This is a genomic window from Streptomyces sp. RKAG293, from assembly GCF_023701745.1.
Lineage (GTDB): Bacteria > Actinomycetota > Actinomycetes > Streptomycetales > Streptomycetaceae > Actinacidiphila.
On record NZ_JAJOZB010000001.1, the window covers coordinates 5,349,646 to 5,375,832 of the forward strand.

The following is a 26,187-nucleotide window of genomic DNA, read 5'->3' on the forward strand; positions in this document are numbered from 1 at the left end:
CTGATCCGCAAGGCGGCCGTCCCCTCCCGGGATGGCCGCCTTGCGGCTTTTCGCGGAACTTCGCACGCTCGCCGTGCGTCCGTCAGTATGGAGAGACCATTCCTAGGCGGGGAGGTGTCGCGCGTGTCACTCGATCCGTGGGGCAACGGGCGGCTGCCGCAGTCCGGCCAGGTGCCCGGCATGCTGGCGGCCGACGCCGACCGTGAGCGCACGGTGGACGTGCTGAAGGCCGCGTTCGCGGAGGGGCGGCTGCAGCAGCAGGAGTACGAGCACCGGATGTCCACCGCCTACCAGGCGCGTACCTACGGTGAGTTGCAGCTGCTGGTGCGGGACCTCCCGCAGGGCCCTTCGCCGATGTCGGCCCAGCTGTCCCCGCCGATGGGCTATGTGCCGCGGACGTTCCTGCCGGCCCCGCCGCGGACGAACACCTCCGCCATCGCCTCGTTCGTGTGCGGGCTGGCGGGCACCTTCACCCTCGTGACGGCGATCCCGGCGGTGATCCTCGGGCACAAGGCCCGCAAGGAGATCCGCCACAGCGGCGAGGCGGGGGACGGGTTCGCGGTCGCCGGCCTGGTGCTGGGCTGGATCGTGTCCGGCTTCCTCGGTCTGATCATGCTCTTCGTGATGCTCGGCATGGTCTCCGGTTCCGGCTGAGCGCCGGCCCGGACGGGCGGCGTGTCCTGCGCTGATGCATTTGTTTTGACCGGAGCCGATGCGATAGGTACGATCTGACCTTGTGCCTGGGGTGTGCCCGGGTCCTTGCGCGTGCCCCCAGCCTCTGGCCGGGAGGTTACCGATATCGCACGGGGACACCGAGGCCGCGACACCCGACATACGTACGTTCCCTGCTCCACGGGGACGTGCGGGGTCCGCGACACACCCGACCGCGTGGGTCGGTGCCCCAGGTTAGTTTTATCGAGATCGGCACACAGAAACCGGAGAAACGGTGCCTACGATCCAGCAGCTGGTCCGGAACGGCCGGCAGGACAAGGTCAAGAAGAATATGACACCCGCGCTGAAGGGTTCCCCTCAGCGTCGCGGTGTTTGCACGCGTGTGTACACGACCACCCCGAAGAAGCCGAACTCGGCGCTTCGCAAGGTGGCCCGTGTGCGTCTGACCAGTGGGATTGAGGTCACCGCCTACATTCCGGGCGAGGGCCACAACCTCCAGGAGCACTCCATCGTGCTCGTGCGTGGCGGTCGTGTGAAGGACCTGCCGGGTGTTCGCTACAAGATCATCCGCGGCTCCCTGGACACCCAGGGCGTCAAGAACCGCAAGCAGGCCCGCAGCCGCTACGGCGCCAAGAAGGAGAAGTAAGCATGCCTCGTAAGGGTCCTGCCCCGAAGCGCCCGGTCATCATCGACCCGGTCTACGGATCTCCTCTGGTGACCTCGCTGGTCAACAAGATCCTCCTGCACGGCAAGCGTTCCACCGCCGAGCGGATCGTTTACGGCGCCCTCGAGGGCCTCAAGGAGAAGACCGGTACCGACCCGGTCATCACCCTGAAGCGCGCTCTTGAGAACATCAAGCCGACTCTGGAGGTCAAGTCCCGCCGCGTCGGCGGTGCGACCTACCAGGTGCCGGTCGAGGTTCGCCCCGCCCGTGCTTCCACGCTCGCGCTGCGCTGGCTCGTGGGTTACTCCCGCGCCCGCCGTGAGAAGACCATGACCGAGCGCCTGATGAACGAACTGCTGGACGCCAGCAACGGTCTCGGTGCCTCGGTCAAGCGTCGTGAAGACACGCACAAGATGGCCGAGTCGAACAAGGCCTTCGCGCACTACCGCTGGTAGTCACTACCCACATCGAGACCGAGAGAAGACTGAGCCTAATGGCCACCACTTCGCTTGACCTGGCCAAGGTCCGCAACATTGGGATCATGGCCCACATCGACGCGGGCAAGACGACGACCACCGAGCGGATCCTGTTCTACACCGGTGTCTCTTACAAGATCGGTGAAGTCCACGATGGCGCAGCCACCATGGACTGGATGGAGCAGGAGCAGGAGCGCGGCATCACGATCACGTCGGCCGCGACGACCTGCCACTGGCCGCTGAACGATGTCGATCACACGATCAACATCATCGACACCCCGGGGCACGTCGACTTCACGGTCGAGGTGGAGCGTTCGCTCCGCGTCCTCGACGGTGCCGTCACGGTGTTCGACGGTGTTGCCGGTGTTGAGCCGCAGTCCGAGACCGTTTGGCGTCAGGCGGACCGCTACGGCGTGCCGCGCATCTGCTTCGTCAACAAGCTCGACCGGACCGGTGCCGAGTTCCACCGCTGCGTCGACATGATCGTGGACCGCCTCGGTGCGGTTCCGCTGGTCATGCAGCTGCCCATCGGCACTGAGATGGACTTCAAGGGTGTCGTCGACCTCGTCGCCATGAAGGCGATGGTGTGGTCCGCCGAGGCCACCAAGGGCGAGATGTACGACACCGTCGACATCCCGAGCTCGCACGTCGAAGCCGCCCAGGAATGGCGTGGCAAGCTCCTCGAGACCATCGCGGAGCACGACGACGAGATGATGGAGCTGTTCCTCGAGGGCCAGGAGCCCAGCGAAGAGCAGCTGATGGCCGCGATCCGTCGCGCCACCATCGCCTCGACCGACTCGGAGCACCAGGGCAAGCCGACCTTCACGCCGGTGTTCTGTGGCAGCGCGTTCAAGAACAAGGGCGTTCAGCCCCTGCTCGACGCCGTCGTCCGTTACCTGCCCTCCCCCCTGGACATCGAGGCCATCGAAGGCCACGACGTCAAGGACCCCTCGATCGTCGTGAAGCGCCAGCCTTCCGAGGACGAGCCGTTCTCCGGTCTTGCATTCAAGATCATGAGCGACCCGCACCTCGGCAAGCTCACCTTCGTCCGGGTTTACTCGGGCCGCCTGGAGACCGGCACCTCGGTGCTGAACTCCGTCAAGGGCAAGAAGGAGCGCATCGGCAAGATCTACCGTATGCACGCGAACAAGCGTGAGGAGATCGCGGCCGTGGGCGCCGGCGACATCATCGCCGTCATGGGCCTGAAGCAGACCACCACCGGTGAGACGCTGTGCGACGAGAAGAAGCCGGTCATCCTGGAGTCCATGGACTTCCCGGCCCCGGTCATTCAGGTCGCGATCGAGCCCAAGTCCAAGGGTGACCAGGAGCGTCTGGGCGTCGCCATTCAGCGTCTCGCTGAAGAGGACCCCTCGTTCCAGGTGCACTCCGACGAGGAGACCGGCCAGACCATCATCGGTGGTATGGGCGAGCTTCACCTCGAGGTGCTCGTCGACCGCATGAAGCGCGAGTTCCGCGTCGAGGCGAACGTCGGCAAGCCCCAGGTCGCATACCGCGAGACGATCCGCAAGACTGTCGACCGGATCGACTACACGCACAAGAAGCAGACTGGTGGCACCGGCCAGTTCGCGAAGGTACAGATCTCGATGGAGCCCATCGAGGGCGGCGACGCCTCGTACGAATTCGTGAACAAGGTCACCGGTGGCCGCATCCCCCGTGAGTACATCCCCTCGGTGGACGCGGGCGCACAGGAAGCCATGAAGTTCGGCATCCTGGCCGGTTACGAGATGGTGGGTGTTCGCATCACCCTTCTCGACGGTGGCTACCACGAGGTTGACTCCTCCGAGCTCGCCTTCAAGATCGCCGGTTCGCAGGCGTTCAAGGAGGGTGCTCGCAGGGCGAGCCCCGTACTGCTCGAGCCGATGATGGCCGTTGAGGTCACCACGCCCGAGGACTACATGGGCGACGTCATCGGCGACCTGAACTCCCGCCGTGGCCAGATTCAGGCCATGGAGGAGCGCAGCGGCGCCCGTGTCGTCAAGGGTCTCGTGCCCCTGTCGGAGATGTTCGGCTACGTCGGAGACCTCCGCAGCAAGACCTCGGGTCGCGCAAGCTACTCGATGCAGTTCGACTCCTACGCCGAGGTTCCGCGGAACGTCGCTGAGGAGATCATCGCGAAGGCCAAGGGCGAGTAGCGCTCAATTCGCAGTGTTGCTCAACCCTTAGGCTTGACAGCAGGCATCGGGGCATTCGCCACAATCCACAGGGCTTCGGTCCCGAGTAGCGTGGCGGATGCCCCGGCAGCCCGCATTCCAGCAAAGATCACCTGGCGCCGATGAAGCAAGGCGTACAGAACCACTCCCAGGAGGACCCCAGTGGCGAAGGCGAAGTTCGAGCGGACTAAGCCGCACGTCAACATCGGCACCATCGGTCACATCGACCACGGTAAGACGACGCTGACCGCGGCGATTACCAAGGTGCTGCATGACGCGTACCCGGACCTGAACGAGGCCTCGGCCTTCGACCAGATCGACAAGGCTCCTGAGGAGCGCCAGCGCGGTATCACGATCTCGATCGCGCACGTCGAGTACCAGACGGAGTCGCGTCACTACGCGCACGTCGACTGCCCCGGTCACGCGGACTACATCAAGAACATGATCACGGGTGCGGCGCAGATGGACGGCGCCATCCTCGTTGTCGCCGCGACCGACGGCCCGATGCCGCAGACCAAGGAGCACGTGCTCCTGGCCCGCCAGGTCGGCGTTCCGTACATCGTCGTCGCCCTGAACAAGGCCGACATGGTGGACGACGAGGAGATCCTGGAGCTCGTCGAGCTCGAGGTCCGTGAGCTCCTCTCCGAGTACGACTTCGACGGTGACGACCTCCCGGTCGTCCGCGTCTCCGCACTCAAGGCGCTCGAGGGCGACAAGGAGTGGGGCGAGAAGCTTCTCGGTCTGATGAAGGCTGTCGACGAGAACATCCCCACCCCGGCTCGTGACGTCGAGAAGCCGTTCCTCATGCCGATCGAGGACGTCTTCACGATCACCGGTCGTGGCACCGTCGTCACCGGTCGTATCGAGCGCGGTGTGCTCAAGGTCAACGAGACTGTCGACATCATCGGCATCAAGGAGACCAAGACCACCACCACGGTCACGGGCATCGAGATGTTCCGCAAGCTGCTCGACGAGGGCCAGGCGGGCGAGAACGTCGGTCTGCTCCTCCGTGGCATCAAGCGCGAGGACGTCGAGCGCGGCCAGGTCATCATCAAGCCGGGTACGGTCACGCCGCACACCGAGTTTGAGGCCCAGGCCTACATCCTGTCGAAGGACGAGGGTGGCCGTCACACCCCCTTCTTCAACAACTACCGTCCGCAGTTCTACTTCCGGACGACCGACGTGACCGGCGTTGTGACCCTCCCCGAGGGCACCGAGATGGTCATGCCGGGCGACAACACCGCCATGACGGTCGCGCTGATCCAGCCGATCGCCATGGAAGAGGGCCTGAAGTTCGCCATCCGCGAGGGTGGCCGCACCGTGGGCGCCGGCCAGGTCGTCAAGATCACCAAGTGATCTGACGCTCTAGCGAGCAACACACCGAGGGCCCTGCCCCACCGTTCGCGGTGGGGCAGGGCCCTCGGCTTTTCCCTGGGACCTTCCGCGGGGGAGGGGTCCCCCGCGGCTACGCCGTGGACTCCGTCCCGGCCCGCCAGACCCATGGGGTCGCGGCGAAGTCCAGGCCGACGACGTACGCCCGGCCGTCGGGGCCGTGCAGCAGCGTGGGGGTGCCGACCGGGAGCGCGAAGGGCGGCCGCTTGAGCGGCCGGCCGGGCTGCGTGGTGTCCACGAGCTTGACGGTGCCGTCGAGCTCCTTGCCGAGCAGCAGCAGGCCGCGGTGCCCGCTGCGGGCCGGCGCGGCGCCGACCGCGACGTCGGCGTAGCCGCCGTACCCGCTCAGCTGGGCGGGGGTCAGCACGCTGTCCCGTGACGCGGTGCCGTCGACGGTGCGCAGCACCAACTCCCCGGTCACCGGCCGCCGGTAGGCGACCGTGAGGGAGCCGTCGGGGGCGAGCGCCGCGGACGGGGGCTCGCCGGGCTGCGGCATGCCCTTCAGCGCCTGGAACGCCATCGGCTGTCCGGGCGCGGGCTGCGTCCAGTGGTGGACGGTGTCGCGGCCGGCGGCGAAGACGTGGATCCGGGCCCGGCCGTCGAGCACCACCGCCAGGCCGTCCTGCACCTCGTCGCCGCCGAGGTCGCGCCAGGCGCCCCACTTCCCGTCGGGCTCCCTGACCTTGGTCCAGACGCCCTTGGCGGCGCTGCGGACGAAGAGGTGGACCCGCCCGTCGGGGGTGGCCATCGCGACCGGGCAGCCGATCCGGCGGCCGTTGTCCTCGGTGCGCTCGGGGTTGCCCATGCCGGTCCAGGCCCGGAACGCGCCGTCGGGGGAGCTCTGTTCCAGCAGGACGATCTCGCGTGAGTTGTGCCCGCCCTGGCCCTGCAGGGAGGAGAACCGCAGGGCGAAGAGCAGCCGGCGGCCCGTGCTGTCCTTCACGGCGGCCAGAGCGGGGGCCAGCGGCCCGCCGCCGAGGTCCTGGGGATCGCTCCACTGGCCGCTGCCGGCGGCGCTCTCCTGCCAGCGCACGGCCCGGGTGCCGAGCACGCTGAACGCCTCCAGCCGGCCGTCGGCGCCGGCGAACGCCGCGGGCCGGGCGCCGGAGTAGCGGTAGTGGGTGGAACGCACCCAGCCCTTCGGATTGGTGAGCGGGGTGTTCTGGCCGACGCCGTAGTCCCCGCAGCCGGCGTCGTTGCCGCAGTCCCAGTCCGGATCCCCGCCGTACGGGAGGAGGTACTGGTTCTTCTCCCGGACCACGGACTGCGGGAGATTGCGGGGCCAGCGCTGGTTGTAGTACCCGCGGTAGGCGGTGGTCACGAACCGCGGCACGTCGCCGTCCGCCTCGGCGCTGTCGGCCACCCACTGGGCGAGCGCCTTCCAGGCGAAGAGCGCGGCGGGTGTGTGGTCGCGGTGGTCGGAGTAGCCGTTCTGGTCGCTGTTCTGGTGGTGGGCCGCGTCGTGCACCTGGATGTCGGGATCGGGGTCCAGGGTCTGTACGAGGGTCGGCTGGTAGCGCTCCAGCAGCGCGGCCAGCGAGTCCACCAGGGTCCGGTGGCTCACCTTGGTGGACCGTGCGACGGGGGAGCCGGTGGCCACCACGGTGTCCAGGGTGATGCCGGGGACCGCCCAGAGGTGGGGGAGTCCCATCAGGTTCGGGTTCCCCTCACCCATCGACAGGTTCACGAAGACCAGATCGGCCCGGCGCTCGCCGTTCGCCAGCTGGTCGAGCTCGACGGTGAGACCGCCGGTGAGCCGCAGCGCGGAATGGCGCCACGGAGTGAACTTGTCGAGGCCGAGCATGGTCGCGTACGCCTGGCGCAGCCCCTGGTGGCGGGCGGAGGAGTACGCCTGCCGGTTGGCTTTGGGCGTGGGGGTGCGCGGCGCGTGGTTCACGCCCACGGATTCGCCGGCCGTCACGTAGACCGAGACCACCGGCACGCCGCTCCGCACGGCGTGCAGGGTGTCGGGGTTCATGAAGTACAGGTCGTCGTCCGGGTGCGCGAGGACCTGGAGGAGCAGCGGCTTGGCGCCGGGCCGGTAGGCCTGGACGGCGCTCGGGTCGGAACCGGTGACCGGTTTCGCGTCGGACGGCGTGCTGGTGCAGCCGGCCGCGGCGGCCGCGGTTGCTATGGCTGTGGCGACAAGTAGTTCCCTGCGGGACAACCTTCGCCTCGTAGAGACGCTCACAACAGATAGGAGCGTTCGGACGGCTCCGAGGTTGCGTGCGAAAACCTGCACGCCGGCTGACCTAGGGTGGTCCGTCGGGTTACCAGGGCGTTAAGGGAGCGATGCGTGTATCTGTCGGAGACCCGGGCCAGCGACAAGGCCCGGTCCGAGGGCGAACGGCCGGGCCGCCGCCGGGGACTGCGCGGTCTGGTGTCGGCGAACGTCTTCGCGCTCGGGATGACGAGCCTGATCACCGACATCTCCTCGGAGATGGTCACCGCGGTCCTTCCCGTGTACCTGGTCACCGGACTCGGTCTGAGCATGCTGCAGTTCGGCTTCCTGGACGGCGTGTACTCGGGGTCGACGGCGCTGCTGCGGATCGTCGGCGGCTATCTCGCGGACAAGTTCACCGCACGCAAGGCCGTGGCGGGCTCCGGCTACCTCATGTCGGCGGTGACCAAGCTGGGATTCCCCCTGGTGGGCTCCTCGGTGCCGGGCATCGGGATGATGATGGCCGTCGACCGGGCGGGCAAGGGGATCAGAACCGCCCCGCGTGACGCGCTGATCTCGCTGTCCACCCCGCCGGAGTCGCAGGGCCGGGCGTTCGGCGTGCACCGGGCGATGGACACCGTCGGCGCCTTCATCGGCCCGGTCATCGCCTTCGCCCTGATGTCGATGATGAGCACCTCGCTGGGCACCGCGTACGACGCCGTGTTCGTGGTGAGCTTCTGCATCGGCGCGATCGGCGTGGTGGCCCTCGCGCTGTTCGTCCGGGATCCGTTCACGCGGAAGAAGACCGCCCGGGTCGCGGTCTCGCTGCGCGCCGGGCTGGGGATGCTCGGCAACGCGTCGTTCCGGCGGGCCTGCATCGGGGCCTGCCTGCTCGGCCTGGCGACGGTGTCCGACGCGTTCGTCTACCTGGCGCTGCAGAACCGCACCGACCTGGCGATCTCCTGGTTCCCGCTGCTGCCGCTGGGCACGACCGGCGTCTACCTGCTGGCGGCGGTGCCGCTGGGCGGGCTGGCCGACCGGATCGGCCGCTGGAAGATCTTCCTGGCCGGGCACGCCTGCCTGATCGCCGCCTATCTGCTGATCGGCGGCGTCCTGGACCTGCGGGGCACCGCCCTGATCCTCGTCGTCCTGGCCCTGCACGGGCTGTTCTACGCGGCGACCGACGGCGTCCTGATGGCGCACGCCGGGCCGCTGATCCCCGAGGAGCTGCGCACCAGCGGGCTGTCCGTGCTGCAGACCACCCAGACCCTGGGCCGTTCCGTCTCCTCCGTGGCGTTCGGCGCCGCCTGGATGCGCTGGGGCCCGGAGAACACCATTCAAGGATTCACCGTCGCTCTGACGGCCGCCGTGCTGCTGTGCATGGTGCTGCTGCGGCCGGGTGCCGCCCACGGCCCCGAGGTGGCCGACGTATGAAGAACCGGATCATAGTCTTCGCGGTGTGCGTGGCCGTGCTGGCCTCGGTGGCCATCGGGTACACCGTGTACGCCCTGCAGCGCGACAAGGCCCGCGCCGAGGGCGGCGAGGGGGTGCGCCCGGTCGCCGGAGCCGTCGACCTCGCCCCGGGCGGCAGCGCCCGGCTGATATTCCGCGACACCGCCAAGGGCCCCGGTTTCGGCCGGCTGGCCGAGGTGCCGATCGGCAGCCCCGGCAGCGGCCGGAAGGTCGACACACAGGCCTGTGAGCGCAGTTACGCGGCGGCCGGCCGGCTGCTCTGTCTGGCCGGCCAGAACGGCCTGGTCGTGCACCACTACGCGGAGCTGCGCGACAGCGGTATGAAGCTGCTCAAGCGGATCCAGCTGCCCGGCCTGCCCAGCCGCGCCCGGCTCTCCGCCGACGGCCGGATGGCGGCCTGGACGGCGTTCGTCTACGGGGACTCGTACACCTCGGCCGGCTTCTCCACCCGCACCGGCATCTACGACTCGCGCACCGACACGCTGGTGCCGTCCCTGGAGACGTTCGAGGTCCGCCGGGACGGCAAGGACTTCACACCGCCGGACCGGAACTTCTGGGGGGTGTCGTTCCTGAAGGACGACAACACCTTCTACGCGACGCTGGGCAGCTCCTCCAGCGGTGGCACGTTCCTGGTCCGCGGCGACTTCGCGGCCCGCACGATGACCGTGCTGCGGCAGAACGTGGAGTGCCCGTCGCTCTCCCCTGACGGCACCCGGCTGGTCTTCAAGAAGAAGGTCTCCGACGACCCGTCCAAGCCCTGGCGGCTGTACGTGCTGGACCTGGCGACCCTGCGGGAGACGGCGCTCGCCGAGACCCGCAGCGTGGACGACCAGGGCGACTGGCTGGACGACCGCACCATCGCCTACTCCCTGCCGACCGGCAGCAGCGCCTTCGACGTGTGGAAGCAGCCCGCGGACGGTTCGGGCCGGCCGCAGCTGATGGTGTCGGGCGCCTACGGGCCGAGCGTGGTGCGCTGAGCGCTCCCCGCCCGGCCGGAGCGGGGCTCTAGTGGGCGAAGGACATCGTGCTGGGCGGTGAGACGTACCGGGCGTAGTTGTCCCGCGCCGGGTACGTGCGGCCGGCGGGCCCGGCGGCGAAGACCCGCAGGATGTTCTCGGAGACCTGGCGGGCGAACTCCCCGGACGCCTCGGGCACCCGCTGCTCGCCGCCCTGGTCCCGGCAGCCGGTGTTGCCGTAGACGCTGCAGGCCCAGCTCATGGTGCCGGTGGCGAAGACCCCGGCGCCCGAAGGCACCGTGTAGTAGGCGGCGTTGGCCCGGGTCTTCGCGCCGCGGCAGGTCAGCGGGGAGTCCCCGACGACCTGGATCGGGCGCGGCACCGGGACGCCGGCCATCAGCCGGTCCGACTCCACGCCGACCAGCCCGATGTACTTGCTGCCGGCCTTGGCGCCGGTGCCGCGGAACATCCACGCGTCCGGGTCGGTGACGACGAACGGCGCGTAGACCGGGTTGCACTCGTACAGCACGCCGGTGAGGACGCTCTCCGGGCGCGGGTCGGGCGGCAGCCGCCACTGCTGGGTGGCCTGGCTGGGGTCCTTGAGGATCATCGGGTCCTCCGACGGATCCTTGTAGACCACCACCACGCGGTCCTTGCCCAGCGAGCTGGGCTCCAGCCGTATGTGCCGGTAGGCGGCGTTGGAAGAGAAGAAGGCGATGTTCACGCCGGCGTCGCGGATCTTGAGGGTGTTGTCGCGCATCCCCGCCGACCAGTACTCGTCGTGCCCGGGGAAGATCACCGAGCGGGCGCCGCGGAACAGCTCGGCCGAGTTGTCGAGGTCGGTGTCGGTCTCGTAGGCGAGCGGTATGCCCATCCGCTCCGCGATGCTGAGCATCGGCAGCTCGTACCAGTTGAAGGGCGAGCCCTTGCCGTCGTACGGCCGGTCGAAGCTGGCCTTGCGCGAGCGCTTGGCGTAGCCGGGTCCCGAGGTGCCGCGGGAGTCGCCGTAGACGTTGGTGCCGCCACCCCACTTGTTGTACGCGGCCCAGGTGGTGACGGCGTTCACGAACACGGTGCGGCCGACGGTGGAGGTGGAGCGGATCGTCAGCGTCACCCAGCGGTCGTGGCCCTGGCTGGAGACGAGCTTCAGCAGATAGCTGCCCTGCGGCCAGTTCTCGGTGTTCACCGTCAGGGACGGCTTCCAGGGCGCGCTGATCAGGTATATGCCGGGCACCGTCTTCGGGCCCGCCTGCCGCTCGCCGTGCTGAGCGGCCGACGACCAGACCTTGCGGCCCTGCTTCCCCTGGTACCAGCCCATCCGGTACGCCTCGACGTGGAAGCTCTTCGCGGTGGTGGAGACGAACAGCCGAAACGATTCTCCTGAGGTGACGCTGACATGGTCGGCGTACCCCTCGATCGCGTCGGACGGTCCCGGGTCGCGCAGCCGCCAACCGGTGCTGCCGGGCCGCCGGTTCTCCTCCGTCACCGACCAGGTGTCCATGTCGAGCGGCGGTGCGGCCTTGGGGGTCCTGGCGGGCGGGGTCACCGGGCCGTCGCCGGGGGTGCCGCACGCGCCGGCGAACAGCGCGAGGACGACCGTGAGCAGTACCAGACGGGGCAGCCTCTTCAACGAACACTCTTTCTCGTCCGACGGGTCCCCGCCATGTCAGGGAACTCCGCAGATGAGGACCGTCCGGGGGAGCCTTTGGTTGCTCCGCCCGCCCAGGTGGTACTGTCACCGGCTCGATTGGCGTGGAGTGTGCCCCATATGGCACACTAGCCAAGTTGCTCGGTCGAGCGCCGATGCTGCGCGCCTCCCGTCGGGAGGACCGGAAGCGAGTCCCACAGTACTCGTCGTCATGATCCGCCTCTTGGTGGTCTGACGGACGTACGGGAATCTTCCGGGAAGCGTTAGTGCGGTTCCGATCAGGCACCCGGTGGGATTTTTCACCACATCCTGCGGTCAGAGCGCCGCGCTTCCTTCTCCGAGGGATTTCCGCTTGCGGAAATTTATGAGAAGGGGTGCGACACGCCCGACCGCGTGGGTCGGCGGAGAGTCAGTACCTGCCGGGTTCCAGAGCGTTACGAGACAAAGGACTACGGAGTAGCCATGGCGGGACAGAAGATCCGCATCCGGCTCAAGGCGTACGACCACGAGGTCATCGATTCGTCGGCGAAGAAGATCGTCGAAACGGTGACGCGTACTGGTGCGCACGTCGCAGGCCCGGTGCCGCTGCCCACTGAGAAGAACGTGTACTGCGTCATCAAGTCGCCGCACAAGTACAAGGATGCGCGCGAGCACTTCGAGATGCGCACCCACAAGCGGCTCATCGACATTCTCGACCCCACGCCGAAGACGGTTGACTCGCTGATGCGTCTCGACCTCCCGGCTGGCGTCGACATCGAGATCAAGCTCTGAGGTGACGCGCGAGATGGCTAAGAGCATTAAGGGCGTCCTGGGCGAGAAGCTCGGCATGACGCAGGTCTGGGACGAGAACAACCGCATTGTGCCGGTGACCGTCATCAAGGCCGGCCCGTGTGTCGTGACCCAGGTCCGCACCAACGACGTCGACGGCTACGAGTCGGTTCAGATCGCCTTCGGCGAGATTGACCCGCGCAAGGTGAACAAGCCCCTCAAGGGTCACTTCGCCAAGGCCGACGTAACCCCGCGCCGCCACCTGGTGGAGCTTCGTACGCCTGACGCCAGCGAGTACACGCTGGGCCAGGAGATCACCGCTGCGACCTTCGAGTCCGGTGTCAAGGTCGATGTGACCGGCACCAGCAAGGGCAAGGGTTTCGCCGGTGTCATGAAGCGTCACAACTTCAAGGGTCTCGGCGCCGGTCACGGCGTTCAGCGCAAGCACCGTTCCCCCGGCTCCATCGGTGGCTGTGCCACCCCGGGTCGTGTCTTCAAGGGCATGAAGATGGCCGGCCGGATGGGTGGAGAGCGTGTGACCACACAGAATCTGACCGTCCACGCCGTTGACGCGGAGAAGGGCCTGCTCCTCATCAAGGGAGCGGTACCTGGTCCGAACGGCGGCCTCATCCTGGTCCGTACCGCGGCCAAGGGGGCTTGAGGATATGAGCACCATTGACATCCTGTCGCCCGCGGGCGACAAGACCGGGAGCCTTGAGCTTCCCGCCGAGATCTTCGACGCCAAGGTCAGCATTCCGCTGATCCACCAGGTCGTCGTGGCGCAGCTCGCTGCCGCCCGCCAGGGCACGCACAGCACCAAGCGTCGCGGCGAGGTCCGCGGTGGTGGGCGCAAGCCTTACCGCCAGAAGGGCACCGGCCGCGCCCGCCAGGGTTCGACCCGCGCTCCGCAGTTCGCGGGCGGTGGCGTCGTCCACGGTCCGAAGCCGCGTGACTACTCCCAGCGGACGCCGAAGAAGATGATCCGGGCCGCCCTCCTCGGCGCCCTGACCGACCGGGCGCGTCACTCCCGCATTCACGTCGTTTCCGGCGTGATCGAGGGCACGACGCCTTCCACGAAGTCCGCCAAGACGCTGTTCGGCAAGATCTCGGAGCGTAAGAACGTGCTCCTGGTCGTCGAGCGCGCTGACGAGGCCGCGTGGCTGTCCGCCCGAAACCTGCCCCAGGTACACATCCTGGAAGCCGGTCAGCTGAACACCTACGACGTGCTCGTCTCCGACGAAGTGGTCTTCACGAAGGATGCCTTCGAGCGTTTCGTGGCGGGTCCCGCCGCGTCCGCCAAGGCCGTTGCCTCCGAGGATGAGCTCGAAGGGAACGACGCCTGATGAGTGAGACCAAGATCGCCGCGGTCGTCACCAGCAAGACCTTCACGGATCCCCGTGACATCCTGGTCAAGCCGGTGGTTTCCGAGAAGAGCTACGCGCTCCTAGACGAGAACAAGTACACGTTCATCGTCGCGCCGGGCAGCAATAAGACCCAGATCAAGCAGGCCGTCGAGGCGGTCTTCTCGGTCAAGGTCACCGGGGTCAACACGATCAACCGGCAGGGTAAGCGCAAGCGCACCAAGACCGGTTTCGGCAAGCGCAAGGACACCAAGCGCGCCATCGTGACCCTCGCTGAGGGCGACCGAATCGACATCTTCGGCGGCCCGGTCTCCTAACGGAGTCCGTGTCGTCCGATATCGGACGAGGACTGAGAAATGGGTATCCGCAAGTACAAGCCGACGACGCCGGGCCGTCGTGGCTCCAGCGTCGCCGACTTCGTCGAGATCACGCGGTCCACGCCGGAGAAGTCGCTGGTCCGCCCCCTGCACAGCAAGGGCGGGCGTAACAGCTCGGGTCGCATCACTGTTCGCCACCAGGGTGGCGGTCACAAGCGTGCTTACCGAGTCATCGACTTCCGTCGTCATGACAAGGACGGCGTTCCGGCGAAGGTCGCTCACATTGAGTACGACCCGAACCGCACCGCACGCATCGCGCTGCTGCACTACGCAGACGGCGAGAAGCGCTACATCATTGCCCCGGCCAAGCTGAGCCAGGGCGACCGGGTTGAGAACGGCCCCACGGCCGACATCAAGCCGGGCAACAACCTCCCGCTGCGCAACATCCCGGTGGGTACGACCATCCACGCTATCGAGCTGCGTCCCGGCGGCGGCGCGAAGATCTCCCGTTCCGCGGGTGCTTCGGTCCAGCTGCTGGCGAAGGAGGGCTCCATGGCCACCCTTCGTATGCCGTCCGGTGAGGTCCGCCTGGTCGACGTCCGCTGCCGCGCCACTGTTGGCGAGGTCGGCAACGCCGAGCAGTCGAACATCAACTGGGGCAAGGCCGGCCGTATGCGCTGGAAGGGCGTCCGCCCGACCGTCCGCGGTGTCGCGATGAACCCTGTCGACCACCCGCACGGTGGTGGTGAGGGTAAGACCTCCGGTGGTCGCCACCCGGTCTCCCCGTGGGGTCAGAAGGAGGGTCGTACTCGCTCGCCGAAGAAGGCAAGCAGCAAGTACATCGTCCGCCGCCGCAAGACGAACAAGAAGCGCTAGGAGCAGGTTTAGATGCCGCGCAGTCTCAAGAAGGGGCCCTTCGTCGACGACCACCTCATCAAGAAGGTGGACGTACAGAACGAGGCAGGCACCCACAACGTCATCAAGACCTGGTCCCGCCGCTCCATGATCATTCCGGCGATGCTGGGCCACACGATCGCGGTGCACAACGGCAAGATCCACGTCCCGGTGTTCGTCACCGAGTCCATGGTCGGCCACAAGCTCGGCGAATTCTCGCCGACCCGCACGTTCCGCGGCCACGTCAAGGACGACCGCAAGACGAAGCGTCGCTGATCGGCGGAGTGCGAAGACTATGACTGACACCGAAGGGACAACCATGGAAGCCAGGGCCCAGGCGCGGTACATCCGCGTCACGCCCATGAAGGCCCGCCGCGTGGTGGACCTCATCCGTGGCATGAATGCCACGGAGGCTCAGGCGGTCCTGCGTTTCGCCCCGCAGGCCGCGAGCGTGCCGGTAGGCAAGGTGCTTGACAGCGCCATTGCCAACGCCGCGCACAACTACGACCACTCCGATGCCGAGTCTCTCGTCATCACTGAGGCGTATGTCGACGAAGGTCCGACCCTGAAGCGGTTCCGTCCGCGTGCCCAGGGCCGTGCCTACCGGATCCGCAAGCGGACCAGCCACATCACCGTGGTCGTCAGCAGCAAGGAAGGGACCCGGTAATGGGCCAGAAGGTTAACCCGTACGGGTTCCGGCTCGGAATTACCACGGACTTCAAGTCTCGTTGGTACGCCGACAAGCTGTACAAGGACTACGTCAAGGAAGACGTCGCCATCCGCAAGATGATGACGCAGGGCATGGAGCGCGCCGGCATCTCGAAGGTTGAGATCGAGCGCACCCGTGACCGTGTGCGTGTGGACATCCACACCGCGCGTCCCGGCATCGTCATCGGCCGTCGTGGTGCCGAGGCCGACCGCATCCGCGGCGACCTGGAGAAGCTGACCGGCAAGCAGGTGCAGCTGAACATCCTCGAGGTCAAGAACCCCGAGATGGACGCTCAGCTGGTGGCCCAGGCCGTCGCCGAGCAGCTCTCCTCGCGTGTCTCCTTCCGTCGTGCCATGCGTAAGAGCATGCAGGGCACCATGAAGGCCGGCGCCAAGGGCATCAAGATCCAGTGTGGTGGCCGTCTCGGCGGCGCCGAGATGTCCCGCTCCGAGTTCTACCGCGAAGGCCGTGTGCCGCTGCACACCCTGCGCGCCAATGTGGACTACGGCTTCTTCGAGGCCAAGACCACCTTCGGCCGCATCGGTGTGAAGGTGTGGATCTACAAGGGCAACGTCAAGAACATCGCAGAGGTTCGCGCCGACAACGCCGCGGCCCGTGCGGGCAACCGCCCGTCGCGTGGTCCCGGCGCCGGTGGAACCGACCGTCCGCAGCGCCGCGGTGGCGAGCGCGGCGGCCGCGGCCGTAAGCCCCAGACGGACGGCGGTTCGGCTCCCAAGGCCGAGGCCCCCGCCGCTGTCGAGGCTCCGGCTGCGGACACTCCCGGAACGGAGGCCTGACCCAATGCTGATCCCCCGCAGGGTCAAGCACCGCAAGCAGCACCACCCGAAGCGCTCGGGCATGGCCAAGGGCGGCACCGAACTCGCGTTCGGTGAGTACGGCCTGCAGGCTGTTACCCCGGCCTATGTGACGAACCGGCAGATCGAGTCCGCTCGTATCTCCATCACCCGTCACATCAAGCGCGGCGGCAAGGTCTGGATCAACATTTACCCGGACCGTCCGCTGACCAAGAAGCCTGCTGAGACCCGCATGGGTTCCGGTAAGGGTTCGCCGGAGTGGTGGATCGCGAACGTCAAGCCCGGTCGGGTGATGTTCGAGCTGTCCTTCCCGAACGAGAAGGTTGCCAAGGAGGCGCTCACCCGCGCCGCCCACAAGCTTCCGATGAAGTGCCGCATTGTGCGGCGCGAGGCAGGTGAATCGTGATGGCGGCCGGCACCACTAAGGCCACCGAGCTGCGCACGCTGGGCGACGAGGAACTCCTCGCCAAGCTGAGCGAAGCCAAGGAGGAGCTGTTCAACCTCCGCTTCCAAGCGGCCACGGGACAGCTCGAGAACAACAACCGGCTCAAGGTAGTCCGCAAGGACATCGCCCGGATCTACACCTTGATGCGCGAGCGCGAGCTGGGCATCGAGACGGTGGAGAGCGCCTGATGAGCGAGAAGAATGTGACTGAGACCTCCGAGCAGCGCGGCTTCCGCAAGACCCGTGAGGGCCTTGTGGTCAGCGACAAGATGGACAAGACCGTAGTGGTCGCCGTCGAGGACCGTGTGAAGCACGCCCTGTACGGCAAGGTCATCCGGCGCACCAACAAGCTCAAGGCGCACGACGAGCAGAACGCTGCCGGCATCGGCGACCGTGTCCTCCTCATGGAGACCCGGCCGACCTCTGCCACCAAGCGCTGGCGCGTCGTGGAGATCCTCGAGAAGGCCAAGTAATCCCTGAGGGCTCCCCCTCAGGACCGTTCCGTCAGGCTCGGCGGGGCTCCGTAAGGCGACTTACGGAGCCCCCGCCGGGAACCGACGCGACAAACAGGAGATAGACGTGATCCAGCAGGAGTCGCGACTGCGGATCGCCGACAACACTGGTGCGAAGGAAATCCTTTGCATCCGTGTTCTCGGTGGTTCGGGTCGCCGCTACGCGGGAATCGGTGACGTCATCGTTGCCACCGTCAAGGACGCGATCCCCGGTGGCAACGTGAAGAAGGGCGAGGTCGTCAAGGCGGTCATCGTCCGGACCGTCAAGGAGCGCCGTCGCGCAGACGGCTCGTACATCCGGTTCGACGAGAACGCCGCCGTCATTCTGAAGAACGACGGCGACCCCCGCGGCACCCGTATCTTCGGCCCGGTGGGCCGTGAGCTGCGCGAGAAGAAGTTCATGAAGATCGTTTCTCTCGCGCCGGAGGTGCTGTAACCGATGAAGATCAAGAAGGGCGACCTGGTCCAGGTCATCACCGGTAAGGACCGCGGCAAGCAGGGCAAGGTCATTGTGGCCTACCCCACTGAGAGCCGTGTCCTCGTCGAGGGTGTCAACCGGGTCAAGAAGCACACCAAGGCCGGCCAGTCCGACCGCGGTAGCAAGACCGGTGGGATCATCACGACCGAGGCCCCGATTCACATCAGCAACGTTCAGCTGATCGTGGAGAAGGACGGCAAGAAGGTCGTTACCCGCGTCGGTTACCGCTTCGACGACGAAGGCAACAAGATCCGCGTTGCCAAGCGGACGGGTGAGGACATCTGATGACTGCCACCACCACGCCGCGTCTGAAGACGCGCTACCGCGAGGAAATCTCGGGCAAGCTGCACGAGGAGTTCTCTTTCGAGAACGTCATGCAGATCCCGGGTCTGACCAAGATCGTGGTCAACATGGGTGTGGGCGACGCCGCCCGCGACTCCAAGCTGATCGAGGGCGCGATTCGCGACCTCGCCACGATCACCGGCCAGAAGCCGCAGGTCACCAAGGCCCGCAAGTCCATCGCGCAGTTCAAGCTGCGTGAGGGCCAGCCGATCGGCGCCCACGTCACCCTCCGCGGTGACCGTATGTGGGAGTTCCTGGACCGCGTGCTGTCACTCGCACTGCCGCGTATCCGTGACTTCCGCGGCCTGTCGCCGAAGCAGTTCGACGGCCGGGGCAACTACACCTTCGGTCTCACGGAGCAGGTCATGTTCCACGAGATCGACCAGGACAAGATCGACCGGGTCCGGGGCATGGACATCACCGTGGTTACCACGGCGACCAACGACGACGAGGGTCGTGCCCTGCTTCGTCACCTCGGCTTCCCGTTCAAGGAGATGTGACCGTGGCGAAGAAGGCTCTGATCGCTAAGGCCGCTCGCAAGCCCAAGTTCGCTGTGCGCGGTTACAACCGCTGCCAGCGCTGTGGCCGGCCGCACTCTGTCTACCGCAAGTTCGGCCTCTGCCGCGTGTGCCTTCGTGAGATGGCTCACCGTGGCGAGCTGCCGGGCGTGACCAAGAGCTCCTGGTAGATCCGGTTCCCTTCGGGGAATCCGGTGACCAGGAACTCTCGGTAAGCATCTGGACGTCAGGAGCCCGGCTCCCGCTGCCGTAAGGTAGAGGGGTTGGGCGCCTGGCGCCCATGACCGACTTACTACGCCGTAGGTCCCCGCGCCGCACCCGTCCCGACATTGCTCGGGGAGAAGGATGGCGCAATGGAAACCCCGGCGAGAGAGGCCTAGGGCCAACTCATGACCATGACCGACCCCATCGCAGACATGCTGACCCGTCTGCGTAATGCGAACTCGGCGTATCACGATGACGTCGTGATGCCGTTCAGCAAGATCAAGTCGCACATCGCGGAGATCCTCCAGCAGGAGGGTTACATCACCGGCTGGAAGGTCGAGGATGCCGAGGTTGGCAAGAACCTCATCCTCGAGCTGAAGTTCGGTCCGAGCCGTGAGCGCTCGATCGCCGGCATCAAGCGCATCAGCAAGCCGGGCCTTCGGGTCTACGCAAAGTCCACCAATCTGCCCAAGGTGCTCGGCGGCCTGGGCGTGGCGATCATCTCCACGTCCCACGGTCTCCTCACCGGCCAGCAGGCCAGCAAGAAGGGCGTAGGTGGGGAAGTCCTCGCCTACGTCTGGTAATCGGGAACAGGAGGCATTGCAATGTCGCGCATCGGCAAGCTGCCCATCCCGGTTCCCGCCGGCGTGGACGTCACCATCGACGGCCGTACGGTCTCGGTGAAGGGCCCCAAGGGTTCCCTCTCCCACACCGTCGCTGCCCCGATCGATGTCGCCAAGGACGAGACCGGCACGCTCATCGTGTCGCGTCCTAACGACGAGCGTGTTTCGAAGGCCCTGCACGGCCTGTCCCGCACGCTGGTGGCGAACATGATCACTGGCGTGACCGCGGGTTACAGCAAGGCGCTCGAGATCAACGGCGTCGGCTACCGCGTCCAGGCGAAGGGCTCCAATCTGGAGTTCGCCCTGGGCTACAGCCACCCCGTCGTGATCGAGCCGCCGGAGGGCATCTCGTTCAAGGTGGAGTCGCCGACCAAGCTGAGTGTCGAGGGAATCGACAAGCAGAAGGTCGGCGAGGTAGCCGCGAACATCCGCAAGCTGCGGAAGCCCGACCCGTACAAGGGCAAGGGTGTTAAGTACGCGGGCGAAGTCATCCGCCGCAAGGTCGGAAAGGCTGGTAAGTAGCCATGGCATACGGTGTAAAAATCGCCAAGGGCAAGGCTTACAAGGGCGCGGCTCTCAAGCGTCGCCACATCCGCGTCCGCAAGCGGATCTCGGGCACGGAGGCGCGTCCGCGTCTCGTCGTGACCAGGTCCAACCGCGGCATCGTGGCGCAGGTCATCGACGACCTCGCGGGGCACACCCTCGCGTCGGCGTCGACCCTCGACCCGTCCATCCGTGGCGGCGAAGGCGACAAGTCCTCCAAGGCGAAGCAGGTCGGCCAGCTCGTGGCCGAGCGTGCCAAGGCCGCGGGTATTGAGACTGTCGTATTCGACCGTGGCGGCAATCAGTACGCAGGGCGCATTGCCGCCCTTGCGGACGCCGCCCGCGAAGCCGGACTCGAGTTCTGAGTTCGTCCCGCAGCTAGCGGATCAACGAAGAGAGGTAATTCCAATGGCTGGACCCCAGCGCCGCGGCAGCGGTGCCGGTGGCGGCGAGCGGCGTGACCGTAAGTCTGGGCGGGACGGCCAGCAGGCCGAGAAGACCGCCTACGTCGAGCGTGTTGTCGCGATCAACCGCGTCGCCAAGGTAGTCAAGGGTGGTCGTCGCTTCAGCTTCACCGCGCTGGTCGTGGTGGGCGATGGTGACGGCACCGTCGGTGTCGGTTATGGCAAGGCCAAGGAAGTTCCGGCCGCCATCGCCAAGGGTGTCGAGGAAGCGAAGAAGAACTTCTTCAAGGTTCCCCGCATCCAGGGCACCATTCCTCACCCGATCCAGGGCGAGAAGGCCGCGGGCGTCGTTCTGCTCAAGCCTGCTTCCCCCGGTACCGGTGTTATCGCCGGTGGCCCGGTGCGCGCCGTACTCGAGTGCGCCGGTATCCACGACGTGCTGTCCAAGAGCCTCGGCTCGGACAACGCGATCAACATCGTGCACGCCACGGTGGCCGCGCTTCAGGGCCTTCAGCGCCCCGAGGAGATCGCCGCCCGTCGTGGCCTGCCGCTGGAGGACGTCGCGCCCGCAGCTCTGCTGCGTGCACGTGCCGGGGTGGGTGCCTGATGGCTCGCCTCAAGGTCACGCAGATCAAGTCCTACATCGGTAGCAAGCAGAACCACCGTGACACCCTGCGTTCGCTCGGGCTCAAGCGCCTGAACGACGTGGTGGTCAAGGAGGACCGTCCGGAGATTCGCGGAATGGTCCAGACCGTCCGCCACCTCGTCACGGTCGAGGAGGTTGACTGACATGGGTGCTGAGAACCCGCAGAACCCGCTGAAGGTCCACAACCTGCGTCCCGCCCCGGGTGCCAAGACCGCCAAGACCCGTGTGGGTCGTGGCGAGGCGTCCAAGGGTAAGACCGCTGGTCGTGGTACCAAGGGCACCAAGGCCCGTTACCAGGTTCCGGCTCGCTTTGAGGGTGGGCAGATGCCCCTCCACATGCGCCTGCCGAAGCTCAAGGGCTTCAAGAACCCGTTCCGCGTCGAGTTCCAGGTCGTGAACCTGGACAAGCTCACCGCCCTCTACCCCGAGGGTGGAGAGGTCACGGTGGCCGATCTGGTCGCCAAGGGCGCGGTACGTAAGAACCAGCTCGTCAAGGTGCTCGGCACCGGCGAGATCACCGTGGCGCTGCAGGTTTCGGTTGACGCCGTCTCCGGCTCCGCCAAGGAGAAGATCGCTGCTGCCGGCGGCACCGTCACCGAGCTCATCTGAGTCTCGGCGACTGCTGCTGACAGCGACTGAATCGGGCCCGTTCCTCCTCGGAGGGACGGGCCCGATTCGGTAGCGGGCACCCAAGGACATACCGCGCAAGTACGACTCTGTCGTGTCTCTACCGGGTGGCGATCGCCAACTGGGGGAGACACGCGCTTCATACGGACCGCCACGCGCTGTTAGAGTCCGTTGGGTCGACTGGCGAAACTGCCCGCAGACTGTCCTCGCGCCCCATCCCGGCCGGTGATCCGCCGTCCGTGACAGACCATCTCGACCGACCCTTCCGCCCTGCTGCGCGGAAGGTGCAGGAGGCACCGTGCTCACCGCGTTCGCCCAGGCGTTCAAAACGCCTGACCTGCGCAAGAAGCTGCTGTTCACGCTGGGCATCATGGTGCTGTTCCGGCTCGGGGCGCACGTCCCGGTGCCAGGGGTGGACTACAAGGTCGTCAACGCGTGCATCAAGGACGCGGGCGGCGGGCAGGGCCTCTTCAGCCTGGTCAACCTCTTCAGCGGTGGTGCACTGCTCCAGCTGACCATCTTCGCGCTCGGGATCATGCCGTACATCACGGCGAGCATCATCCTGCAGCTGCTGACCGTGGTGATCCCACGCCTCGAAGCCCTCAAGAAGGAGGGCCAGGCGGGCACCGCGAAGATCACGCAGTACACCCGATACCTGACCGTGGCGCTGGCGATCCTGCAGGGCACCGGCCTGGTGGCCACCGCCCGCGGCGGCAGCCTCTTCTCCAGCTGCACCCAGCGCTACGACATCATCTCCAGCAAGTCGATCTTCACCACCGTCACGATGGTGGTCACGATGACCGCCGGTACCGTGATGATCATGTGGCTCGGCGAGCTCATCACCGACCGCGGCATCGGCAACGGTATGTCGATCCTGATGTTCGTCTCGATCGCGGCCGGCTTCCCGGGCGCCCTGTGGTCCATCAAGAGCTCCGGCAAGATCATGGGCGGCTGGTTCGAGTTCTTCGTCGTCATCCTGATCGGCCTGGTGATGGTGGCCCTTGTGGTCTTCGTCGAACAGGCGCAACGCAGGATCCCGGTGCAGTACGCGAAGCGCATGATCGGCCGGCGGTCCTACGGCGGAACGTCCACGTATATCCCGCTCAAGGTGAACCAGGCGGGTGTGATTCCCGTCATCTTCGCCTCGTCGTTGCTCTACATTCCGGCCCTTGTCGTTCAGTTCAGCGGGTCGACAGCACCGTGGGCCCAGTGGGTCAGCGTCAACCTGACCAAGGGCGATCACCCCGCCTACCTGGCCGCTTACTTCCTGTTGATCGTCTTCTTCGCCTTCTTCTACGTCGCGATCTCGTTCAACCCCGAGGAAGTCGCCGACAATATGAAGAAGTATGGTGGCTTCATCCCGGGTATCCGGGCCGGTCGACCTACTGCTGAATACCTGAGCTACGTGTTGAACAGGATCACGTGGCCGGGATCGCTGTATCTGGGGCTCATCGCTCTCGTTCCCACCGTTGCCATCGCCTTGTTCAACGGCAGCACCAACTTCCCGTTCGGCGGGACCAGCATCCTGATCATCGTGGGTGTCGGCCTGGAGACCGTGAAACAGATCGAGAGCCAGCTCCAGCAGCGCAACTACGAAGGGTTCCTCCGCTGATGCGAATCGTCCTCGTCGGGCCGCCTGGGGCCGGCAAGGGTACGCAGGCTGCGTTCCTCGCCAAGAACCTGTCGATCCCGCACATCTCGACGGGCGACCTCTTCCGCGCGAACATCAGCCAGGGCACCGCCCTGGGCAAGCAGGCGAAGTCCTACATGGACGCCGGCAACCTGGTGCCCGACGAAGTGACCATCGGGATGGCGAAGGACCGGCTTGACGAGCCGGACACCGAGGGCGGCTTCCTGCTCGACGGATTCCCGCGCAACGTGCACCAGGCCGAGGCGCTCGACGCCTATCTGGTCGAGCGCGGTATCGCGCTCGACGGGGTCCTGGACCTGGAGGTCCCGGAGGACGAGGTCGTCAAGCGGATCGCCGGCCGGCGTACCTGCCGCCTCGACTCGGCGCACACCTTCCACATCACGTACAAGCAGCCCAAGGTCGAGGGCGTCTGCGACGAGTGCGGCGGCGAGCTCTACCAGCGGGACGACGACTCCGAGGCGACCGTGCGCAACCGCCTCGCCGTCTACCACCGCGAGACCGAGCCGATCATCGACTACTACAAGCAGCAGGACCTGGTGGCGACGATCTCGGCGCTCGGTCCGGTCGCGGAAGTCACCCAGCGGGCGATGGACGCACTGAAGAGCAACAAGAGCGCGTAGTACCCACACGTACACAGGTCGGCCGCGGTGCCCAGGTGGCACCGCGGCCGTACTGTTTGAGTGACGACTTTTTCAGAGAGGGCCACAGGCATGGTCGAGATCAAGACCCCGGAGCAGATCGCCAAGATGCGCGAGGCGGGGTTGGTCGTCGCGGCCATCCACCGGGCGTGCGGCGAGGCCGCGGTTCCGGGCGTGAGCACCAAGGAGCTCGACGAGATCGCCGCGAAGGTGATCGCCGAGCACGGTGCCAAGCCGAACTTCCTCGGATACGGCGGCTTCACCGGCAACATCTGCACCTCGGTCAACGATGTCGTGGTGCACGGCATCCCGGACCGGGAGACCGTCCTGAAGGACGGCGACCTCATCTCCATCGACGCGGGCGCCATCATCGACGGCTGGCACGGCGACGCGGCCTTCACGGCCTTCGTGGGCACCGGTCACGCTCCGGAGCTCATCGAGCTGAGCCGGGTGACCGAGGAGTCCATGTGGGCCGGTATCGCCGCGATGAAGAAGGGCAACCGGCTCTCCGACGTCTCGGCGGCGATCGAGGGGTACATCCGCCGCCAGCCGCGGCCGGCCTCCGGCAAGTACGGCATCGTCGAGGAGTACGGCGGCCACGGCATCGGCTCCGAGATGCACATGGACCCGCATCTGCTGAACTACGTCAACAAGAAGCGCGGCCGGGGCATGAAGCTGGTGCCGGGCGTCTGCCTGGCCATCGAGCCGATGGTCACCCTCGGCACCCCGCACACCCACGTCCTCGAGGACGAGTGGACGGTCAAGAGCGACGACGGGTCCTGGTCCAGTCACTGGGAGCACTCGATCGCGCTGACCGAGCAGGGCCCGCTGGTGCTCACCGCCGTCGACGGCGGCAAGGCGAAGCTGGCGGAGTACGGGATCACGGCGGCCCCCGACCCGCTGGCGTGAGCCGCGGAGGGTCGTCGGATGCTGTTGGGCCGGGTGGAGTAACGATCACCCAACGTGGGCATCTACCCCGGATTCGTCATTCCGGGGTGCCTGCCGTAGACTGACACGTCGGCTCATGTATACCCGCATGTCTGCGTGATTTACCTGAGCCGATCAAGGTAGCCGATTCGAAGGGCGAAGCGTGGCCAAGAAGCAAGGTGCCATCGAAATCGAGGGCACCGTGATCGAGTCTCTCCCGAACGCGATGTTCCGGGTAGAGCTCCAGAACGGTCACAAGGTCCTCGCGCACATCAGCGGCAAGATGCGTATGCACTACATCCGCATCCTTCCCGATGACAGGGTCGTTGTGGAGCTGTCTCCCTACGACTTGACGCGCGGACGGATCGTCTACCGCTACAAGTAGATCTCGCTGCTGCCCCGCTCCCGTGGGGCGATGGCACGACCCGGAGAACCTGACATCACATGAAGGTCAAGCCGAGCGTCAAGAAGATCTGCGACAAGTGCAAGGTGATCCGCCGTCACGGTCGGGTCATGGTCATCTGCGACAACCTGCGCCACAAGCAGCGCCAGGGCTGACGCACGACCTGCAACTCGCAGTTCTTCCCGCGACGCACACACAGTAATTACGCAGTCACCCGTCCCGGTACGCCGGGACGACACCTTCGGCGGGGGCCGAGGACCCGGAACGTACCTCGTACGGCGGCCGGGAACGGTACTGCGGAAGACCTCCGAATCAACAGGAGCCATGAATGGCACGCCTTTCCGGCGTTGACCTCCCGCGTGAGAAGCGCGTGGAGATCGCCCTCACCTACGTCTTCGGCATCGGTCGCACCCGTGCCCAGGAGACCCTGAAGAACACTGGTGTGAACCCCGACATCCGCGTTCGCGACCTTGCCGAGGAAGACCTCGTCAAGCTCCGCGACTACGTGGACGCCAACTTCAAGACCGAGGGTGACCTCCGTCGCGAGGTGCAGGCCGACATCCGCCGCAAGGTGGAGATCGGCTGCTACCAGGGTCTGCGTCACCGTCGTGGCCTTCCGGTCCACGGTCAGCGCACGCACACCAACGCTCGTACCCGTAAGGGTCCGCGTCGCGCCATCGCCGGTAAGAAGAAGCCGGGCAAGAAGTAGTCCTAGCGGACGCAACTGCGGTGCCGCCGGGGGGCGACCCC

Annotated in this window: 36 protein-coding genes; 34 read left to right on the forward strand and 2 right to left on the reverse strand. The window is 66.5% G+C overall.

All coding sequences use genetic code 11. The features are described 5' to 3' along the window. Positions 1-123: 123 nt before the first annotated feature. The 5 genes from LNW72_RS23940 to tuf all read left to right on the forward strand — a co-directional run bounded on the left by LNW72_RS23940 (position 124) and on the right by tuf (position 5,339). Positions 124-654 carry a DUF1707 and DUF4190 domain-containing protein gene (locus LNW72_RS23940; protein ID WP_308402015.1) on the forward strand — a complete coding sequence of 177 codons (531 nt, stop codon included), beginning with the start codon at positions 124-126 and terminating at the stop codon, positions 652-654. Positions 655-946: 292 nt separating this feature from the next. Continuing rightward, positions 947-1,318, forward strand: a complete 372-nt coding sequence (gene rpsL, locus LNW72_RS23945; protein WP_138352888.1) for a 30S ribosomal protein S12 — start codon at positions 947-949, stop codon at positions 1,316-1,318. 2 nt (positions 1,319-1,320) lie between these two features. Next, positions 1,321-1,791 (forward strand): 30S ribosomal protein S7, encoded by a 471-nt coding sequence (gene rpsG / locus LNW72_RS23950; protein WP_138352889.1) that lies wholly within the window; start codon positions 1,321-1,323, stop codon positions 1,789-1,791. A gap of 38 nt (positions 1,792-1,829) precedes the next feature. Next, entirely contained in the window at positions 1,830-3,965 is a 2,136-nt protein-coding gene (gene fusA, locus LNW72_RS23955; protein WP_250977268.1) for an elongation factor G, read from the forward strand. A 180-nt stretch (positions 3,966-4,145) separates the two neighbouring features. After that, positions 4,146-5,339, forward strand: a complete 1,194-nt coding sequence (gene tuf, locus LNW72_RS23960) for an elongation factor Tu (protein ID WP_250977269.1) — start codon at positions 4,146-4,148, stop codon at positions 5,337-5,339. A gap of 109 nt (positions 5,340-5,448) precedes the next feature. Here the strand turns inward: tuf and LNW72_RS23965 are convergent, their stop codons facing one another. Beyond that, complete coding sequence (locus tag LNW72_RS23965; protein WP_250977270.1) at positions 5,449-7,542, reverse strand: PIG-L family deacetylase; 2,094 nt, start codon at positions 7,540-7,542, stop codon at positions 5,449-5,451. A gap of 129 nt (positions 7,543-7,671) precedes the next feature. Between LNW72_RS23965 and LNW72_RS23970 the strand changes: the two genes are divergently transcribed. Together LNW72_RS23970 and LNW72_RS23975 are read left to right on the forward strand one after the other, a co-directional pair. Continuing rightward, on the forward strand, positions 7,672-8,970 hold the full coding sequence (locus tag LNW72_RS23970) for an MFS transporter (RefSeq protein ID WP_250977271.1): 1,299 nt from the start codon (positions 7,672-7,674) through the stop codon (positions 8,968-8,970). Then, positions 8,967-9,986, forward strand: coding sequence for a hypothetical protein (locus LNW72_RS23975; RefSeq protein ID WP_250977272.1), 1,020 nt, complete (start codon positions 8,967-8,969; stop codon positions 9,984-9,986). The genes LNW72_RS23970 and LNW72_RS23975 overlap by 4 nt, the downstream gene beginning before the upstream one ends. Positions 9,987-10,014: 28 nt before the next feature. On the opposite strand, the gene LNW72_RS23980 is transcribed toward LNW72_RS23975, so the two are convergent. Then, positions 10,015-11,595, reverse strand: a complete 1,581-nt coding sequence (locus tag LNW72_RS23980; protein WP_250977273.1) for a N,N-dimethylformamidase beta subunit family domain-containing protein — start codon at positions 11,593-11,595, stop codon at positions 10,015-10,017. 480 nt (positions 11,596-12,075) lie between these two features. Here LNW72_RS23980 and rpsJ point away from each other — a divergent pair, with 480 nt between their 5' ends. The 27 genes from rpsJ (at position 12,076) to rpsM (ending at position 26,146) form a co-directional block, all read left to right on the forward strand. Then, positions 12,076-12,384 carry a 30S ribosomal protein S10 gene (gene rpsJ, locus LNW72_RS23985; RefSeq protein WP_138352895.1) on the forward strand — a complete coding sequence of 103 codons (309 nt, stop codon included), beginning with the start codon at positions 12,076-12,078 and terminating at the stop codon, positions 12,382-12,384. A gap of 13 nt (positions 12,385-12,397) precedes the next feature. Then, positions 12,398-13,042: a 50S ribosomal protein L3 gene (gene rplC / locus LNW72_RS23990; protein ID WP_164297319.1), complete on the forward strand. Its 645-nt coding sequence runs from the start codon at positions 12,398-12,400 to the stop codon at positions 13,040-13,042. Positions 13,043-13,046: 4 nt separating this feature from the next. Further along, the gene (rplD, locus tag LNW72_RS23995; RefSeq protein WP_138352897.1) at positions 13,047-13,724 is read left to right on the forward strand and encodes a 50S ribosomal protein L4; all 678 of its coding nucleotides are present in this window, start codon (positions 13,047-13,049) and stop codon (positions 13,722-13,724) included. Further along, positions 13,724-14,059 (forward strand): 50S ribosomal protein L23, encoded by a 336-nt coding sequence (gene rplW / locus LNW72_RS24000; RefSeq protein ID WP_250977274.1) that lies wholly within the window; start codon positions 13,724-13,726, stop codon positions 14,057-14,059. Before rplD ends, rplW begins: the two co-directional genes overlap by 1 nt. Before the next feature lie 39 nt (positions 14,060-14,098). Continuing rightward, entirely contained in the window at positions 14,099-14,935 is an 837-nt protein-coding gene (rplB, locus tag LNW72_RS24005) for a 50S ribosomal protein L2 (protein ID WP_138352899.1), read from the forward strand. Between the two features lie 12 nt (positions 14,936-14,947). Beyond that, the gene (gene rpsS, locus LNW72_RS24010) at positions 14,948-15,229 is read left to right on the forward strand and encodes a 30S ribosomal protein S19 (RefSeq protein WP_138352900.1); all 282 of its coding nucleotides are present in this window, start codon (positions 14,948-14,950) and stop codon (positions 15,227-15,229) included. A 43-nt stretch (positions 15,230-15,272) separates the two neighbouring features. Further along, on the forward strand, positions 15,273-15,620 hold the full coding sequence (gene rplV / locus LNW72_RS24015) for a 50S ribosomal protein L22 (RefSeq protein WP_138352992.1): 348 nt from the start codon (positions 15,273-15,275) through the stop codon (positions 15,618-15,620). Then, positions 15,620-16,459 carry a 30S ribosomal protein S3 gene (gene rpsC, locus LNW72_RS24020; protein ID WP_138352901.1) on the forward strand — a complete coding sequence of 280 codons (840 nt, stop codon included), beginning with the start codon at positions 15,620-15,622 and terminating at the stop codon, positions 16,457-16,459. Before rplV ends, rpsC begins: the two co-directional genes overlap by 1 nt. Before the next feature lie 4 nt (positions 16,460-16,463). Next, complete coding sequence (rplP, locus tag LNW72_RS24025; protein WP_138352902.1) at positions 16,464-16,883, forward strand: 50S ribosomal protein L16; 420 nt, start codon at positions 16,464-16,466, stop codon at positions 16,881-16,883. Further along, positions 16,883-17,110, forward strand: a complete 228-nt coding sequence (gene rpmC, locus LNW72_RS24030; RefSeq protein ID WP_138352903.1) for a 50S ribosomal protein L29 — start codon at positions 16,883-16,885, stop codon at positions 17,108-17,110. Before rplP ends, rpmC begins: the two co-directional genes overlap by 1 nt. Beyond that, positions 17,110-17,394, forward strand: a complete 285-nt coding sequence (gene rpsQ, locus LNW72_RS24035) for a 30S ribosomal protein S17 (protein WP_138352904.1) — start codon at positions 17,110-17,112, stop codon at positions 17,392-17,394. The genes rpmC and rpsQ overlap by 1 nt, the downstream gene beginning before the upstream one ends. 106 nt (positions 17,395-17,500) lie before the next feature. Further along, a complete protein-coding gene (rplN, locus tag LNW72_RS24040) occupies positions 17,501-17,869 on the forward strand; it encodes a 50S ribosomal protein L14 (RefSeq protein WP_073492414.1) in 369 nt (122 codons plus the stop codon). Positions 17,870-17,872: 3 nt separating this feature from the next. Then, positions 17,873-18,196, forward strand: coding sequence for a 50S ribosomal protein L24 (rplX, locus tag LNW72_RS24045; protein WP_138352905.1), 324 nt, complete (start codon positions 17,873-17,875; stop codon positions 18,194-18,196). Then, positions 18,196-18,753: a 50S ribosomal protein L5 gene (gene rplE / locus LNW72_RS24050; RefSeq protein ID WP_138352906.1), complete on the forward strand. Its 558-nt coding sequence runs from the start codon at positions 18,196-18,198 to the stop codon at positions 18,751-18,753. Before rplX ends, rplE begins: the two co-directional genes overlap by 1 nt. 2 nt (positions 18,754-18,755) lie before the next feature. Continuing rightward, the gene (locus tag LNW72_RS24055; protein WP_073492416.1) at positions 18,756-18,941 is read left to right on the forward strand and encodes a type Z 30S ribosomal protein S14; all 186 of its coding nucleotides are present in this window, start codon (positions 18,756-18,758) and stop codon (positions 18,939-18,941) included. A gap of 219 nt (positions 18,942-19,160) precedes the next feature. After that, a complete protein-coding gene (rpsH, locus tag LNW72_RS24060) occupies positions 19,161-19,559 on the forward strand; it encodes a 30S ribosomal protein S8 (RefSeq protein ID WP_138352907.1) in 399 nt (132 codons plus the stop codon). A gap of 21 nt (positions 19,560-19,580) precedes the next feature. Then, on the forward strand, positions 19,581-20,120 hold the full coding sequence (gene rplF / locus LNW72_RS24065; protein ID WP_138352908.1) for a 50S ribosomal protein L6: 540 nt from the start codon (positions 19,581-19,583) through the stop codon (positions 20,118-20,120). Between the two features lie 2 nt (positions 20,121-20,122). Further along, complete coding sequence (gene rplR / locus LNW72_RS24070) at positions 20,123-20,506, forward strand: 50S ribosomal protein L18 (RefSeq protein WP_138352909.1); 384 nt, start codon at positions 20,123-20,125, stop codon at positions 20,504-20,506. A 43-nt stretch (positions 20,507-20,549) separates the two neighbouring features. After that, entirely contained in the window at positions 20,550-21,152 is a 603-nt protein-coding gene (gene rpsE / locus LNW72_RS24075; RefSeq protein ID WP_138352910.1) for a 30S ribosomal protein S5, read from the forward strand. After that, positions 21,152-21,334, forward strand: a complete 183-nt coding sequence (gene rpmD / locus LNW72_RS24080; RefSeq protein WP_138352911.1) for a 50S ribosomal protein L30 — start codon at positions 21,152-21,154, stop codon at positions 21,332-21,334. The genes rpsE and rpmD overlap by 1 nt, the downstream gene beginning before the upstream one ends. A gap of 1 nt (position 21,335) precedes the next feature. Further along, positions 21,336-21,800 (forward strand): 50S ribosomal protein L15, encoded by a 465-nt coding sequence (rplO, locus tag LNW72_RS24085; protein ID WP_138352912.1) that lies wholly within the window; start codon positions 21,336-21,338, stop codon positions 21,798-21,800. Positions 21,801-22,116: 316 nt separating this feature from the next. Further along, positions 22,117-23,430, forward strand: coding sequence for a preprotein translocase subunit SecY (gene secY, locus LNW72_RS24090; RefSeq protein WP_250977275.1), 1,314 nt, complete (start codon positions 22,117-22,119; stop codon positions 23,428-23,430). Next, positions 23,430-24,089, forward strand: coding sequence for an adenylate kinase (locus tag LNW72_RS24095; RefSeq protein WP_250977276.1), 660 nt, complete (start codon positions 23,430-23,432; stop codon positions 24,087-24,089). Before secY ends, LNW72_RS24095 begins: the two co-directional genes overlap by 1 nt. Positions 24,090-24,179: 90 nt before the next feature. Then, entirely contained in the window at positions 24,180-25,016 is an 837-nt protein-coding gene (gene map / locus LNW72_RS24100; protein ID WP_250977277.1) for a type I methionyl aminopeptidase, read from the forward strand. A 181-nt stretch (positions 25,017-25,197) separates the two neighbouring features. Continuing rightward, the gene (gene infA / locus LNW72_RS24105) at positions 25,198-25,419 is read left to right on the forward strand and encodes a translation initiation factor IF-1 (protein WP_014047798.1); all 222 of its coding nucleotides are present in this window, start codon (positions 25,198-25,200) and stop codon (positions 25,417-25,419) included. Positions 25,420-25,478: 59 nt separating this feature from the next. Continuing rightward, on the forward strand, positions 25,479-25,592 hold the full coding sequence (rpmJ, locus tag LNW72_RS24110; RefSeq protein WP_003956441.1) for a 50S ribosomal protein L36: 114 nt from the start codon (positions 25,479-25,481) through the stop codon (positions 25,590-25,592). A 173-nt stretch (positions 25,593-25,765) separates the two neighbouring features. Beyond that, positions 25,766-26,146 carry a 30S ribosomal protein S13 gene (rpsM, locus tag LNW72_RS24115; RefSeq protein ID WP_138352916.1) on the forward strand — a complete coding sequence of 127 codons (381 nt, stop codon included), beginning with the start codon at positions 25,766-25,768 and terminating at the stop codon, positions 26,144-26,146. The last annotated feature ends 41 nt before the right edge of the window (positions 26,147-26,187 follow it).